Origin of the sequence: Pseudomonas cichorii (genome assembly GCF_015471405.1) — a bacterium.
Lineage (GTDB): Bacteria > Pseudomonadota > Gammaproteobacteria > Pseudomonadales > Pseudomonadaceae > Aquipseudomonas > Aquipseudomonas serbiensis.
The window spans coordinates 258,211-271,981 of the sequence record NZ_BLVZ01000001.1; the positions used below are offsets into that span (position 1 = coordinate 258,211).

The following is a 13,771-nucleotide window of genomic DNA, read 5'->3' on the forward strand; positions in this document are numbered from 1 at the left end:
CAATGAATTCAATGGTTTGAGAGTCGGCACGGGACCTGCAATACCCCGGTAACCGCCCATGCAAAGCCATCGGACCTGTCATCCCCGGGAGCGATCTTGAAATTCGATATCCGTCCTTTTATCCCTTTATTTGCCGCCTCGACATTGGCCCTGGCGTTGACTGGCTGTGAGCGTGCCGAGAAAGTCTCGACCCAGAGCGATCAGCCGGTGCATGGCGGTACGCTGGTGTACGCCACTGACCGCGAGCCCACCTGTCTCGATCCTCATGTGGCGGGCGACATGCCTCAGGTTTTCGTCGCCCAGCAGTATCTTGATTCGCTGGTGTCCATGGACAGCGAAGGCCGGATCGGTCCATGGCTGGCCAAGAGCTGGGAAGTCTCGGTCGATGGCCTGCGCTACACCTTCCATTTGCGCAATGACGTGCATTTCACTGACGGCACGCCATTCAACGCGGCAGCCCTGAAAGCCAACCTCGAACACATTACCAATCCCAAGACCCAGTCCAGCACCGCCGGTGGCTACATTCGCCAGTACCGCAGCACCGAGGTTGTGGATGACTACACCGCCATCGTGCATCTGGCTACGCCTTATGCCGCATTCCTGGAAGTACTGGCTCAGGGTTTCCTTGGCATCCAGTCGCCCACGGCGCTGGCCCGCAGCCGCGATGCCAACTGCGAAAGCCCGGTGGGCAGCGGGCCGTTCAAGGTGGTCAAGTGGGAGCGGCAGAGCCACGTCCAGCTGGCCCGTAATCCCGACTACAACTGGGCACCGCCCACGGCCCGCCATCAGGGGTCGGCGTATCTGGAAGGTATTGTCTGGAAGTTCATTCAGGAGCCTTCGGTACGCTTTGCCTCGCTGCAGGCCGGTGAAGTGGACGTGATCGAGGCTTTGCCGCCGGAGTCCCATGAAGCGGCGCGGCGCAATCCTGACTTGAAACTGATCATCTCCCAGCGTCCGGGCAACCCTACCAATGGCACCTTCAACATTCGTCGCGCGCCCTTTGACGATCTGCGGGTGCGCGAGGCATTTGTGCGTAGCGCCGATGTCGAGGGCGCGCTCAAGAGTGTTTATTTCGGCGAATTTCAAAGGGCTGGCGGCCCTCTGAGCGTGGCGACGCCGTTCTACAGCCCCGACTTCGAGCGTGTTCAGGACTACGACCCGGCCCGCGCCACGCGATTGCTCGACGAGGCAGGCTGGACCGGTCGTGACGCCGAGGGTTATCGCACCAGGGACGGCAAGCGTCTGCGGGCTGTCGTGCTGATCGGCTCACGTACGCCACCGTCGGAAGTGACCTTGTGGGAGCAGGTCCAGGCGACGACCCGTCAGGTCGGCATCGATCTGGTTATGGATCAGATGAGCGACGTGCAGTCCACGGCGCGTCAGGCCGCCTGGGATTACGACATCCGCATCGGCTACTGGAACACCAATACCCCCGATGTGCTGCGGATCATTTTCAGTTCTGCGTTTGTCCAGCCTGCCGGGGTTGGTGGCTATCACCAGAACACCGCCGGTTATGCCGATCCCGGATTCGACGCACTGATCGAAAGCGCTCTGGCCACTCAGGACCCCGAGCAGCGCCGCAAGATTTATTACGAAGCCCAGAAGCAGATCGCTGCGCAATACCTGGAGCTGACCACCTATCCGCAAAGCACCCGGCTGGGTATCTACAAGACCGCCCATGGGGTGCGTCTGGAACCGTCGCTGGCGGTGACTTATCTCTATGACTCATGGGTGACGAAATGAGTGCAAGCGCAACGCCTCTGGATGCGGTTGATCCGCGCCGCCAACGCCTGACTGCTCTCGGGCGCCGTGCTGCCATTCGTCTGGCGGGCGGCGTGCTTGTGCTGTGGGCCGTGGCAACCCTGACTTTTTTTGCCCTGCGCCTGATGCCGGGCGATCCGGTACTGGCCATTCTCGGTGGCCCGAGCGGCAACCCGACAGCCGAAACCATCGAAGCCACGCGCCAGGAATACGGCCTCGACAAGCCGTTGCCGGTTCAATATGCGGTCTATCTGGGCCGCTTGCTGCAGGGGGATCTGGGCAACTCCTATTCCCAGCATCAGCCGGTGACCCGCGTGCTGGCCGAGCAGGGCGGTGCAACTCTGGAACTGACCCTGGCATCACTGGCGCTGGCCTGGGTACTGGTCCTGCTGTTGACGGTCATCACTTCCGGGCGCGGACGACTGATCGGTGGCGCGGCGTCATTCGTTGAAACCCTGAGTGCCGCCTTGCCGCATTTCTGGCTTGGAGTGGTGCTGCTCGCCGTATTTGCCTTTGGCCTGCGCTGGTTTCCACCGGCGGGTAGCGACAGCCTTGCAAGCCTGGTGTTGCCTGCGTTTTCTCTGGCCATTCCGCTGGCGGGTTTCATTGCTCAGGTCACCCGTGAATCCCTTGAAGTGACACTCGATCAACCTTTCGTGCTGACAGCCCGCACCCGAGGCTTGAGTGATCTGGCGGTGCGTTTCAGACACGCCTTGCGCCATGCGCTGCTGCCGGGAGTGTCGCTTTCAGGCTGGGCTATCGGTGCGTTGATCAGTGGTGCGGTGGTCTGCGAGGTGATCTTTTCCCGTAAGGGTGTCGGTCGCCAGTTGTATCAGGCAGTACAGGCCCAGGACTTGCCTTTGGTTATCGGTATCAGCCTGGTGGTGGCTGCCGGCTATGTACTGGCCAATATTCTGGTGGACCTGCTTTATCAATGGATTGACCCACGGCAACAGGAGCCGAACTCATGAGCGACCTGACTCTTGATCAGACTTTCAGCCCGTTGCGCCGTCAACGGCGCCTGCACCTGCCGCCTTTGGGCGCAAGCCTGGCGTTGCTGTTTCTTGCTGCGCTGATACTGGCGGCACTGGCACCGCAGTTGTTCACTCGCATCGATCCGCTGGCCATCGTGCCTCGCGAGGCGTTTCAGGCGCCGGGCTGGGCGCACTGGCTGGGAACCGATCAGTCAGGGCGCGACATTTTTGCCCGGATTGTCTATGGCACCCGCGAGAGTCTGTTCATCGGTGTGGCCGCCACGGCACTGGCGATGAGCATTGCCATTACCCTCGGGCTGCTGGGTGGTCTGGGTGGTGCGCGGGTTGATCGCTGGGTGGGCTGGCTGCTGGAAGTGCTGTTTGCCTTTCCGAGCCTGGTGCTTGCCTTGTTGTTTGTGACGGTATTCGGCAGCGGCATCGGTCCGTTGATTGTCGCCACCGGGCTGGGGGCTGCGCCCGGTTATGCCCGAATGGTTCGCGGTCAGGTTCTGGCGGTGCGTAATGCCGGCTATATCGAAGCGGCGCGGGCGTTGGGGCATCCGGTTTCACGCATCGTGCTGCGTCAGTTGCTTCCCAATGCCATGCGCCCGTTGGTGGTGACACTGACCATGGGTGTTGGTCAGGCGATTGTCTGGGCTTCGGCATTGAGCTTTCTCGGTATGGGCGCGCAACCGCCAGCTCCCGAGTGGGGAACCATGCTGTCCATGGGCCGTGATTTCATCGCCAATGCCTGGTGGCTCACGTTCTTTCCGGGCCTGTTCATTGTGTTGACCACGCTGTCCACCACCGTGACCGGCCGCTATATCCAACAACGTCTGGAGGGTCGCCTGCCATGAGTGACAAGACCTTGATTGTCGAAGGCCTGAGCATCGCTTTTGAAGGGCGAAAGGTGGTTCAGGATTTGTCCTTTACTCTGACGCCAGGGCGTTGCGTGGCGCTGGTGGGTGAGTCCGGCTCGGGCAAGAGTGTCAGCGCTCGTAGCCTGGTTGGCCTGGCGGGCAGTCGCGCTGAAGTGGCGGCTCGGCGGCTGAGTTTTGGTGAGCACGACCTGCTTTCTCTCAGCGAGCGGCAGTGGCGTGGTGTGCGTGGCAAGGACATCGGCTTTGTTCTGCAGGATGCTCTGGTGTCCCTCGACCCGCTGCGTCCGGTGGGCAAGGAAATCCTCGAAGTGCTGCAAACCCATGGTTTCGGCAATCGGCAACAGCGTGGCGCTCGGGTGCTGGAACTGCTGGAGCGGGTTGGCGTGCCGGATGTGGCGTTACGCGCCCGCCAGCGGCCCGGCCAGTTATCCGGTGGCTTGCGCCAGCGGGCGTTGATTGCCAGTGCATTGGCCATGGATCCGGCGCTAGTGATTGCCGACGAGCCTACCACCGCCCTGGACGCCACGGTGCAGGCGCAGATTCTTGAAGTCTTCCAGCAAATCAAGGCCCGTGGCGCTTCGTTGCTGATCATCAGCCATGACCTTGCGGTGGTCGCGCAACTGGCGGACGACGTGGTGGTGCTGCGTCACGGCGAGGTGGTAGAGCAAGGGCCGATGCAGCAAGTCCTGAGCAAGCCGCAGCATTCCTACACCCGTGAGTTGCTGGCCGCTGTGCCATCCGAACATCCGCGAGGGAGCCGTTTGTCTCCTGAGCGTGCAGGCGTGATACGCCCGACAACGCCTGTCAAAAGTGGCGAAGCGGGGCAAGTGCTGTTGCAGGCTCAAGGCCTGGGCAAGCGTTATCTGGGGCCTGATGGCCAGCTTCGTCAGGTGGTGCAGGATGTCGGTTTCGAGCTGCGCGCCGGGCAGACGCTGGGCATTGTCGGCGAGTCCGGTTCGGGAAAGACCACGGTTGCCCGCATCGCTCTTGGGCTGTTGCAACCCGATGCCGGGCAAGTGCTGTACCGCGGCCAACCCTGGAACCTGCCCGGCAATGTCATCGATGAAAAACGGCGGCGGCCACTGCGGCGGGAAATCAGCGTGATCTATCAGGACCCGCTCGGCTCCTTCGACCCGCGCTGGAACGTGATGCAGATTCTCGATGATGCATTGCATGTCGCGGGCGTCGAGCCAAGCCAGCGTCCGGCGCGGATTACCCATTTGCTGGGGCAGGTGCGATTGCCGCCCGAGCTGGCCCGGCGACGTCCCTTGCAGTTGTCCGGTGGTCAACGTCAGCGGGTGGCGATTGCCCGAGCGATTGCCAGCGAACCGAAGCTGATCATCTGCGACGAACCGGTTTCGGCGCTGGATGTTTCGGTGCAGGCGCAAGTGCTGGACCTGCTGGCTGATCTGCAACAGGAACTGGGGTTGGCCTATCTGTTCATTTCCCACGATCTGGGGGTGATTCGTCACGTCAGCGACAACGTGCTGGTGATGCGCCACGGCCAGGTTGTCGAGCTGGCGCCGGTGGAACAACTGTTTACCCGGCCCGCCCACGAATACACCCAACGTCTGCTCGGTTCGGTGCCGCGACTGCCCGGTAGCGGCGCGGAACTGGTGGTGCCGCCGCTGGACCCTGAACACGAAGCCTTTGACGTTTTCGATGAATCACGTCTCTGGAAAATTGCCATCTAGGCCTGAGGACTGCTCATGACCACTTTTCAACGTTTGACCCCGCAGGCGCCGGCCGCCACTGTCAGCGAACTGCAAGCTCGTATCACCGCGCTGCTGCCAGGCATTGCTGCTGGTGCGGCCCAGCGTGAGCGCGAGCGGCAATTGCCTTTCGAGGCCATCGCCCAGCTTGCTGCTGCCGGTCTTTATACTGTGCGTATTCCGAAAAACCATGGAGGACCGGGCGGCAGCGTACGGGATGTCATCGAGCTGCTGCTGCGTATCGCTTCGGTGGACTCCAACGTCGCCCAGGCCCTGCGCCCCGGTCTTGCCTTTGTCGAAGGCCTGCTGGTTTCCACGACTGAAGATGCCGAGGCCGAGCGCCAACGCTGGTTTGCCCGTTACCTTGAAGGCGCAGTGATCGGCAATGCCGGTTGGGAACTGGGTGGAGCCAATGGAGCGATTGCTGCACGGCTGGTGCGCGAAGGCGATCATTACCGGGTCAATGGCAGCAAGTTCTACAGCACTGGTGCATTGTTTGCCGACTGGGTCAGCGCTGTTGCGCTGGATGAAGATGAACAGCCGGTTTCATTCATTCTGCCTCGTGATCGCGAAGGTCTGGTATTGCTCGACGACTTCGATGCCATGGGCCAGCGTCTGACGGCCAGTGGCACGACTCATCTGCAGAACGTGCGGGTCGAGGCCAGTGATATTCGTACCCGCACGGTGGAAGAAGGCAAACGCACCATCGTCACGCCATTCCTGCAACTGTTTCTGGGCACGGTACAGGCCGGTATTGCCCGTAATGCACTGGACGATGCGGTACGTTTTGCCAGGGAGCACGCACGCCCAATCAAGCACAGCAGTGCCAGTCGTTCGGTGGACGATCCCTATGTGGAATTGGCCGTGGGCGATATTTCCGCTCGGGCCTATGCTGCCCAAGCGCTGGTGCTCAAGGCCGCCGAGGCAATCGATCGTGCCTGGGCCGCGCAACAGGCTCATGCAGAAGTTGAACAGGCCGCTGTGGAAGTCGCACAGGCGCAGTATCTGGTCGCTGAACTTGCGCTCAAGGCTGCTGAAACCTTGTTTGATGTGGGCGGAGCATCGACGACAGGCCGCAGCCATAATCTTGATCGCCATTGGCGCAATGCACGCACCGTGGCCAACCATAATCCGCGTCACTGGAAAGCAGCAGTGGTGGGGGCCTGGCAGCTCAAGGGCACAGAGCCGCCGACCTCAGGGTTGTTCTGAATTTCAATACCCCGTCGCGGCCAAGGCCCCTCCCACCTAAGCAGTGGGAGGGGCCCTCCGCGACAAAATATCAAATCACCCGCGCATCATGCAGTGACTCCAGCGCCTGGCTGCGCAGCTTTGCCAGGGTTTCGTCTCTGCGGTCGCGGGGGTAGGTGAGAGGTACGGTCAGCTCCCTGATGACAGTGCCGGGGCGGTTGCCGATCACCAGCACCCGATGGCTCAGGTACAGCGCTTCATCGACATCGTGGGTCACGACCAGCAGGCCGATATGGTGACGTTGGGCCAGATCCAGTAGCAGGTCCTGAAGCTTGAAGCGAGTGAAGGCATCGACCGCGCTGAAGGGTTCGTCCAGCAACAGAAGCTGCGGCTGGCCGTAAAGCCCGCGTGCAATGGCCACGCGCTGGGCCATGCCGCCCGACAACGCCTTGGGCAGCGCGTCGGCAAAGCCGGTCAGGCCGACTTCGTCGATCAGGCGGGTGACCAGGGCGCGGTCGTAATTCTTGTCCTGACTGAAGCCGATATTCTCGGCAACCGTCAGCCAGGGCATCAAGCGTGGTTCCTGAAACACGAAACCGACCTCATCGGGGCGTTTGCGCAACTGGCCGCGAAAGTCCTGATCCAGCTGTGCAATCAGGCGCAGCAGAGTGCTTTTGCCGCAGCCGCTGGGGCCGAGCAGGCTGACGATTTCCCCCGGTTGCAGGCGCAACTCAAGCTGACCGAGAACGGCGGTATCACCGAAAGCCTTGTGCTCGACATGCAGGTCCAGCAGAGGCGCCTGATCTGTAGTCGCGTGATGAAGCTGAGTCATGGTCGGGCTCCAGAGTCTGCACCGTCGAAGGTGTCACGCCAGGCCAGCCAGCGTTTTTCCAGGCCAGCCAGCAGGCCGTCGCTGATTTTACCGAGCAGCGCCAGAACAATGATTGCCGCCAGCACCAGGTCTGGCCGAGACGTTTCCCGGCCATCGCTGAGCAGATAGCCCAGGCCACGAGTGGCTGCGATCAGTTCAGCGGCGACCAGGAACATCCAGCTCAGGCTCAGGGCGCTGCGCAGGCCGGTGAACACGCCCGGAAAGGCGGCAGGCAAGAGAATCCGCCGGGCCAGGCGCGTGCGGCTGAAACCATACATGCGCCCGACTTCCACCAGCTTGCGGTCGATATTGCGAATCGCTGCGACCCCGTTGAGGTACACGGGGAAGAACGCACCGATGGCAATCAGCGTGACCTTGGAGGTTTCACCAATTCCCAGCCACAGCAGCAAGAGTGGAACCCATGCCAGGCTTGGGATGGCCCGCAGGCTGGCGAAGGTCGGCTCCAGCCAGGCTTCGGCCTCGCGGCTGAGGCCTACCCAGGCGGCAAACAGCAGCCCCAGGAACGAACCGATGAAGAAACCGGCCAGCACCCGTGACAGGCTTGCTCCAATGTGTTTCCACAACGCGCCATCGGCGAGCTGGAACAGGGTCTGTGCCACCTCGCTGGGAGCTGGCATCTGGTAGGAAGCTATCCAGCCCAGACGCACCACGGTTTCAAGCAGCAGGATGATCGCCAGAGGCAATGCCAGGCCTTTGGCCCGGCGTCGCCACTGAGGAGCACGACTGGCGGATTGCTCTGCCGGACTTGCCCCGGCGAGGGCTTTGCTGGAAGTGCTCATCACTCGATACTGGCCTTGCCAAAGGATGGATCGATCAGTTGATCGATGACCTGATTGACATCGACACCGCGCTTGACCAGTTCCTCGGATACCAGAATCGGTGCGGCAGCCTTGGAGGCGACGATATCCTTGTCAGTCAGTTGTGGCGCAGACAAATCAGTACGGGTCAGTTGCAGCTTGGCAACATCCAGCGGCAGTTTGGACTCATCAGCCAGCAGCTTGGCGAATTCTTCCGGATGGGCAATGGCCCAGTGACGTGCCTGCTCATAGGCCTTGATCACGGTAGTGATGGTTTGTGGATGGGCCTTGGCGAAAGCCTCGGTCACGCTGATCACGCCATAGCTGTTGAAGTCCTTGTTGCGGTACAGCAGACGCGAACCGGCCTGCAATTCGCTGGCGGCCATGTGCGGGTCAAGACCGGCCCAGGCGTCGACATCGCCTTTCTCCAGCGCGGTGCGTCCGTCCGGATGCTGGAGGTGCAGGAGTTCCACGTCATTCTTTTCCAGGCCCGCCTTGGCCAGTGAGCGCAGGGTGAACAGATACGGGTCTGTGCCCTTGGTCGCGGCGATCTTCTTCCCTTTAAGATCGTTCACGCTCTTGAGTGGCGAGTCCTTGCGCACCACCAATGCAGTCCATTCGGCACGGCTGTAGACATACACCGACTTGATCGGGCTGCCATTGGCCCGTGCCAGCACCGCCGAGAGGCTGGCCGACGATCCGAAGTCGGCGCCACCGCTGTTCAGGTACTCCAGCGAGCGGTTGCTGCCCTGGCTGAACACCCAACTGACTTTCGAGTTCGGCAACGCCTTTTCGACCCAGCCGAAGTGCTTGAGCACCAGGCTGACAGGCGAGTAGTAGGCGTAATCCAGACGCACTTCCTCAGGCGCATTTTCAGCGCGGGCAGACGGGTTCAGGGCCAGAGCCATCAGGCCGGAGCAGGCCAGAAGCTTCAGGGAACGAGGGAGGCGGGGCAAGGCCAGATCAATCAGACGCATCGCGTGGTATCCAGTCAGGGTTGGGAAGTAATGACGGGATTGCAGGTGTCATGCCATGTGCTACAGGCCACGGCCAGTGGGCGTTGCGCGCAATCGAGGCCGAAACGGGGCTGTGTAATCGAAGGCATAATGCTGAACAACTGTTGCTGGGTGGACAGTTGCAGCAGAGGCAAGCCGCTCGGGTAGCCCGTGCCGGGCGCCCAAGCCATGGCTTCAGATCGATAGCTGTACGACGCGATTGTCCAGTGCGTGGTTCTGGTTGCGGCGTTTGTTCACCACCAGTTCGCCAATGGCGATCAGGCGGGTACGGGTCACGTTGCGTGAAAGACCAAGCAATTGCGCGGTATGAACCTGATTGTAGTGGCAGTGATGATAGGCAGAGCGTAGCAGCGCATTCTCGACGTGCTCATGAAGATTGCCCGACTGCTTCTCGTAAAGCCTGTTGAATGCTTTCTGCAGCAGATCGTCCACTGCATTGCCATCATGGCTCGGCAACTGTTCGTCCTGACGCTCCAGACGCAGGTTGGACAGGCGCAGGTCTTCAGCCTGAACCTTGCCGTCGCAGCAGGTCAGCAGGCTATGGTGAATCACGTTCTCCAGCTCACGGATATTGCCGGGCCAGCTGTAGCTGACCAGCTTGGACTGGGCCTCTGGGGTGAGTTCCACCTGCCCGTAACCCAGGCGTTCGCTGTAAGTGCGCATGAAGTGGCGGCTCAGGGGCAGGATATCGCCGGGACGTTCGCGCAAGGCGTGCAGCGACAAGGTCACCACGTTCAGCCGGTAATACAGATCCTCACGAAAATGCCCGGCATTGATGGCTTTTTCCAGTTGCACATTGGTGGCCGCCAGGACCCGCACATTGATCGGGATGCTCTTGCGCGACCCCAGCCTCACCACTTCGCGCTCCTGCAAGACACGCAGCAGCTTGACCTGAATGGCCATTGGCAAATCGCCGATTTCATCGAGGAACAGCGTGCCGCCGTTGGCTTCCTCGAACCAGCCTGCCTTGGCGCTCAGGGCGCCGGTAAAGGCGCCTTTCTCATGACCGAACAGCTCGGCTTCCACCAGTGATTCGGAGAAGGCGCCGCAGTTGACCGCCACGAACGGACCGTTGCAGCGACCGCTGAGATTATGCAGGTGGCGCGCAACCAGCTCCTTGCCGGTTCCGGTTTCGCCGATGATCAGCACGCTGGCTTCGCTTGGGGCGATCTGTTGCAGATGGGCCAGCAGGGTCTTGGATTTCGGGTCCTCGAACACCTGGGCCGTGGCGCGAATGGAGGTCGCGAGGGATGGAGAGGGCGGAAGTGTCAGCAATTGCATAAGGGCTCTCGCTCAGGAATAGAAGGTCGGTGTCGGACGCTTGCCGTTCAAGGCCCAGTCGCCCAGCTCGTGTAGCTTGTAATCCAGCGGATCGTGCAGGGTCTGTGTACGCAGGTTGCGCCAGAAGCGGTCCAGACGCAGGGCGGCATGGGTGGCTCTGGCCCCGGTCACTTCAAACAGGCGGCTGCACAGATCAAGCCCCGTGCGAGTGGCCGCAACCTTGGCGCTGCTGATGGACAGCGCAAGGCGCGCACGTTCTTCGCTGCTCAGTTCCGGGCCTTTGTTCCAGGCTTCGTCGAGCTGCACACAAGCGCGTTCGACCAGGGCGCGTGTCCCTTCGAGCGCTGCCCAGAATTCGCCGTAATGACGCAACACATAAGGGTCTTCACTGATATCCCGCGCCTGGGAAGTGAACCACGGGCGACTTTCCTTGAGGGTGTACTGCCGGGCTTCCTCAAAGGCACCTTCACTGATGCCCAGAAACAGGTTGGTGAAGTGCAATTGGGCAATCAGCGGGCGCAGGCAGGCAAACGGTGTACTCAACGGGCCTGGATCAAGCAGCAGTTCCGATTCTTCAATACGTACCCGCTCGAAAGTGGCGCTGCCGCTGTCGGTCTGACGCTGGCCCATATTGTCCCAGTCGTCGTGCAGAGTGATGCCGGTGCGACCACTGGGGATAGCGGCAATTACCAGCTTGCCGCCAGCATTTTCATCCACCGCCGAGGCAATGAGCATTTCCGAATCGCTGGCCCCTGAACAGAAGCTCTTGCGTCCGGAAAACTCACGCCAGCCATCAAAGGTTTTCATTACGGTGCGGGTGTCGAGGGGGTTCAGCGCGTTACCCCAGAACCAGTTCTGTCGTGCCGTCTGCTCGAACCACGGGTGCCATTGCTCGGGACTGGCGAACAGTCGAACCGTGGCCAGCATCAGGTGGTGGAAGCCGAATACATGTGCAATGGAACTGTCGACCCTGGCGAACTCACGCACTACGTCGAACGTTTCCTGCCAGTTGGCACCCAGGCCACCAAAGCGGGTCGGGATACTCAGGGCCAACAGCCCGCTGCGACGCAGGGCGTCGCGTTCGGCCAGTGGCGTTCCACCGTTCTTGTCGCGCTCGGCGGCATTGATGGCGAACTCTGCCGCCAGGTTGCGGGCCAGTAGCAGCGGAGAAGTAAAGGAGGCGGGCACAGGTGATGTCACAGGCATCCCCTCATGCAGATCGGCTCAAGCCAGTTGTCTGGCAGCACCGTATTGGCAGTCAGGATAAAAGGGCAACAGGTCCCGCCTGAAACAGCGATGACCTTCAAGAGTCCGCTCATGTTCGATTCCTTTGTGATGAAGCTCCGTGATCAGAGCTGCGTCGCTCAGGTCGCAAGTCCTGTGCCAGAACTTAACAGGCTGATTTCAATCGGGTTTATGGTTTTTGGCGGGGTGGTGGTGTTGCTTGAGGGCGTGCTCTGTTGCTCAGATGTTGGTGGGGCAACAGTGGTGGGGGTGTATGAGGGTGGGCAGGCACGGGAAGAAGTGGCCTGTCCTATCTTGGGCCTTGCAGCTTGTAACCCATGCCATGAGCGGTGTGCAGCAGAAGGATATCAAAAGGCTTATCAATGACTTTGCGCAGTGTGTAAATACTGGTCCGCAAGCTATCCGAGTCGGGTGTATTGCTGCCCCAGAGCGCTTGCTCAAAATCCTTCCGCTTCACTATGGCCGGGCTTTTACGCATGAGCAGTTCAAGAAGTACCATGCTGGTAGGGTTCAGCTTGAGCAAGCATCCTGCACGTCTGACTTCCAGGGTGTCCAGGTCGTACGTCAAGTCATGTATCTGCAATATGCGTTTTTTCATGCCGCTAAAGCGTCGTGCGACGGATTCAACCCGGGCAAGTAACTCGGACAGTGCAAAGGGTTTGACGATGTAGTCGTCTGCACCCACATTGAACCCTGATATACGATCATCCAGGGCGTCACGAGCCGTCAGCATCAAGATGGGAACATGCTGCACGGTGTTTTCCCGCAAGGTTTTACACAGGAGAATACCGTCCATGCCTGGTAGCATGAGGTCCAGAATAATGGCGTCGTAATTGCCGGTGACGGCATGATGTAGCCCGGTTAGTCCGTCCAGTGCCCCAGTCACTTCAAATCCTTTCAGGGTGAAGTACTCTGTGATGTTGGCGAGAATATCTTTGTGATCTTCAATAACAAGTATGCGCATTACGCAGCTCTTTAACTTTCTGGCGTAGGGCCTGTAGCAGTTGGAGGCAAAGGTACTCAGGTAAAAGTCAATTTAAAGTGAAATCGTTGTCAAAAGTCTCTTTGCATTTCCCCTCATCAGACAGACTTTCTTTGCTGTGCCCTGAGCAGCGTTTTTTCCTACGAAAACTTGACAACTCATTGACCTCTCGGTGACAGCGCCTTGAATAGCCTGCGGGCATGAGGTCGGGGATGCGAATGCATCACCTGTAAAAACCGAAAAAACTCTGGTCAAGGAATCATGGCGTGGCTTTTACTCGGCTTTATAGTGTGGCGTCCGAAAAGCAACTTCTTCATAAACAACATGCCAACAAGTTCGGCATAAAGAATGTCGCACTATTTCTTGCACTATCCGCGCTCTTGGCAGTTTTTGTCTGGTTATGGACAGCGACTCGTATTGTTGATTTGGGCGTGGGCGATAATATGAGCAGGTCGGGGCTTCATGGCCTGTGGGCAAAAGGCGATGTTGTCGTAATGATCAGGCATGCCGAACGTTGTGATCGTTCTCATAATGCCTGCATGGGCGATGCTGATGGCATCACCGTTATTGGCAGCCAGGCGGCCATGAAAGTTGGAGCCGGTTTGCAGCAGTTGGGGCTGGAAAAGACAAGCATCATTACCAGCCCGTTGACTCGAACAAGGCAAACGGCTGAACTGATCTCGGTGACAGCGCCGACTCAACGCTGGGTTGAGGATTGCGACAGTGGTTTCAAGGATGCGGTGCTGGCGCACAAGAAACCAGGCGAGAATCTGGTGCTGATCACCCACAGCGGCTGCATCGATCACTTCGAGCGCAAGATGGGCGTTCGTGGGGGGCAACGCGATAGCGCTTACACGCAAGCTTTCTTTGTGAGGGTGGATGGCAGGCATGCACCGAAGATGCTAGGGGCGTTGGGCGCAGGGTCTTGGGGAGCTTTGAGTAACGTTCAGTTGAATTGAGGTTCGCCGCGAGCGCTCTTGCCGACGGAGTATGCCGATCAGTTAAGACGTACACGTCTAATGTGGGAGGGGCCTTGGCCGCG

The 13,771-nt window shown here is 60.0% G+C and carries 14 protein-coding genes; 6 read left to right on the forward strand and 8 right to left on the reverse strand.

The window, feature by feature from the left end:
* Positions 1 to 144: 144 nt before the first annotated feature.
* The 5 genes from JL015_RS01000 to JL015_RS01020 are packed head-to-tail and all read left to right on the forward strand — an operon-like array spanning position 145 to position 6,537.
* The gene (locus tag JL015_RS01000) at positions 145 to 1,743 is read left to right on the forward strand and encodes an ABC transporter substrate-binding protein (RefSeq protein WP_236250138.1); all 1,599 of its coding nucleotides are present in this window, start codon (positions 145 to 147) and stop codon (positions 1,741 to 1,743) included.
* Positions 1,740 to 2,732: an ABC transporter permease gene (locus JL015_RS01005; RefSeq protein ID WP_236250124.1), complete on the forward strand. Its 993-nt coding sequence runs from the start codon at positions 1,740 to 1,742 to the stop codon at positions 2,730 to 2,732. The genes JL015_RS01000 and JL015_RS01005 overlap by 4 nt, the downstream gene beginning before the upstream one ends.
* The gene (locus tag JL015_RS01010) at positions 2,729 to 3,592 is read left to right on the forward strand and encodes an ABC transporter permease (RefSeq protein ID WP_201017056.1); all 864 of its coding nucleotides are present in this window, start codon (positions 2,729 to 2,731) and stop codon (positions 3,590 to 3,592) included. Before JL015_RS01005 ends, JL015_RS01010 begins: the two co-directional genes overlap by 4 nt.
* Positions 3,589 to 5,310 (forward strand): dipeptide ABC transporter ATP-binding protein, encoded by a 1,722-nt coding sequence (locus tag JL015_RS01015; RefSeq protein ID WP_201017057.1) that lies wholly within the window; start codon positions 3,589 to 3,591, stop codon positions 5,308 to 5,310. Before JL015_RS01010 ends, JL015_RS01015 begins: the two co-directional genes overlap by 4 nt.
* A 15-nt stretch (positions 5,311 to 5,325) precedes the next feature.
* Entirely contained in the window at positions 5,326 to 6,537 is a 1,212-nt protein-coding gene (locus JL015_RS01020) for an acyl-CoA dehydrogenase family protein (RefSeq protein ID WP_201017058.1), read from the forward strand.
* A gap of 70 nt (positions 6,538 to 6,607) precedes the next feature.
* Here the strand turns inward: JL015_RS01020 and JL015_RS01025 are convergent, their stop codons facing one another.
* The 8 genes from JL015_RS01025 to JL015_RS01055 all read right to left on the reverse strand — a co-directional run bounded on the left by JL015_RS01025 (position 6,608) and on the right by JL015_RS01055 (position 12,711).
* Positions 6,608 to 7,348 carry an ABC transporter ATP-binding protein gene (locus JL015_RS01025; protein ID WP_201017059.1) on the reverse strand — a complete coding sequence of 247 codons (741 nt, stop codon included), beginning with the start codon at positions 7,346 to 7,348 and terminating at the stop codon, positions 6,608 to 6,610.
* A complete protein-coding gene (locus tag JL015_RS01030; protein WP_201017060.1) occupies positions 7,345 to 8,187 on the reverse strand; it encodes an ABC transporter permease in 843 nt (280 codons plus the stop codon). Before JL015_RS01030 ends, JL015_RS01025 begins: the two co-directional genes overlap by 4 nt.
* Positions 8,187 to 9,113 (reverse strand): aliphatic sulfonate ABC transporter substrate-binding protein, encoded by a 927-nt coding sequence (locus JL015_RS01035; RefSeq protein ID WP_201017210.1) that lies wholly within the window; start codon positions 9,111 to 9,113, stop codon positions 8,187 to 8,189. The genes JL015_RS01030 and JL015_RS01035 overlap by 1 nt, the downstream gene beginning before the upstream one ends.
* Before the next feature lie 83 nt (positions 9,114 to 9,196).
* Complete coding sequence (locus tag JL015_RS01040; protein WP_201017061.1) at positions 9,197 to 9,391, reverse strand: hypothetical protein; 195 nt, start codon at positions 9,389 to 9,391, stop codon at positions 9,197 to 9,199.
* 4 nt (positions 9,392 to 9,395) lie between these two features.
* A complete protein-coding gene (locus tag JL015_RS01045) occupies positions 9,396 to 10,502 on the reverse strand; it encodes a sigma-54 interaction domain-containing protein (RefSeq protein WP_201017062.1) in 1,107 nt (368 codons plus the stop codon).
* Between the two features lie 12 nt (positions 10,503 to 10,514).
* Entirely contained in the window at positions 10,515 to 11,702 is a 1,188-nt protein-coding gene (locus JL015_RS01050) for an acyl-CoA dehydrogenase family protein (RefSeq protein WP_236250125.1), read from the reverse strand.
* The gene (locus JL015_RS27875) at positions 11,699 to 11,821 is read right to left on the reverse strand and encodes a hypothetical protein (RefSeq protein ID WP_268939517.1); all 123 of its coding nucleotides are present in this window, start codon (positions 11,819 to 11,821) and stop codon (positions 11,699 to 11,701) included. The genes JL015_RS01050 and JL015_RS27875 overlap by 4 nt, the downstream gene beginning before the upstream one ends.
* 215 nt (positions 11,822 to 12,036) lie before the next feature.
* Complete coding sequence (locus tag JL015_RS01055) at positions 12,037 to 12,711, reverse strand: response regulator transcription factor (protein ID WP_201017064.1); 675 nt, start codon at positions 12,709 to 12,711, stop codon at positions 12,037 to 12,039.
* A 284-nt stretch (positions 12,712 to 12,995) separates the two neighbouring features.
* On the opposite strand from JL015_RS01055, the gene JL015_RS01060 reads away from it, so the two are divergent.
* Positions 12,996 to 13,688: a histidine phosphatase family protein gene (locus JL015_RS01060; protein ID WP_236250126.1), complete on the forward strand. Its 693-nt coding sequence runs from the start codon at positions 12,996 to 12,998 to the stop codon at positions 13,686 to 13,688.
* Positions 13,689 to 13,771: the final 83 nt, after the last annotated feature.

Excerpts from the sequence above, each read along its gene's own strand:
- JL015_RS01005 (WP_236250124.1), top strand. The coding sequence starts at position 1,740 with ATGAGTGCAAGCGCAACGCCTCTGGATGCGGTTGATCCGCGCCGCCAA.
- JL015_RS01010 (WP_201017056.1), top strand. The coding sequence starts at position 2,729 with ATGAGCGACCTGACTCTTGATCAGACTTTCAGCCCGTTGCGCCGTCAA.
- JL015_RS01015 (WP_201017057.1), top strand. The coding sequence starts at position 3,589 with ATGAGTGACAAGACCTTGATTGTCGAAGGCCTGAGCATCGCTTTTGAA.
- JL015_RS01020 (WP_201017058.1), top strand. The coding sequence starts at position 5,326 with ATGACCACTTTTCAACGTTTGACCCCGCAGGCGCCGGCCGCCACTGTC.
- JL015_RS01025 (WP_201017059.1), bottom strand. The coding sequence starts at position 7,348 with ATGACTCAGCTTCATCACGCGACTACAGATCAGGCGCCTCTGCTGGAC.
- JL015_RS01030 (WP_201017060.1), bottom strand. The coding sequence starts at position 8,187 with ATGAGCACTTCCAGCAAAGCCCTCGCCGGGGCAAGTCCGGCAGAGCAA.
- JL015_RS01035 (WP_201017210.1), bottom strand. The coding sequence starts at position 9,113 with ATGGCTCTGGCCCTGAACCCGTCTGCCCGCGCTGAAAATGCGCCTGAG.
- JL015_RS01040 (WP_201017061.1), bottom strand. The coding sequence starts at position 9,391 with ATGGCTTGGGCGCCCGGCACGGGCTACCCGAGCGGCTTGCCTCTGCTG.
- JL015_RS01045 (WP_201017062.1), bottom strand. The coding sequence starts at position 10,502 with ATGCAATTGCTGACACTTCCGCCCTCTCCATCCCTCGCGACCTCCATT.
- JL015_RS27875 (WP_268939517.1), bottom strand. The coding sequence starts at position 11,821 with ATGAGCGGACTCTTGAAGGTCATCGCTGTTTCAGGCGGGACCTGTTGC.
- JL015_RS01055 (WP_201017064.1), bottom strand. The coding sequence starts at position 12,711 with ATGCGCATACTTGTTATTGAAGATCACAAAGATATTCTCGCCAACATC.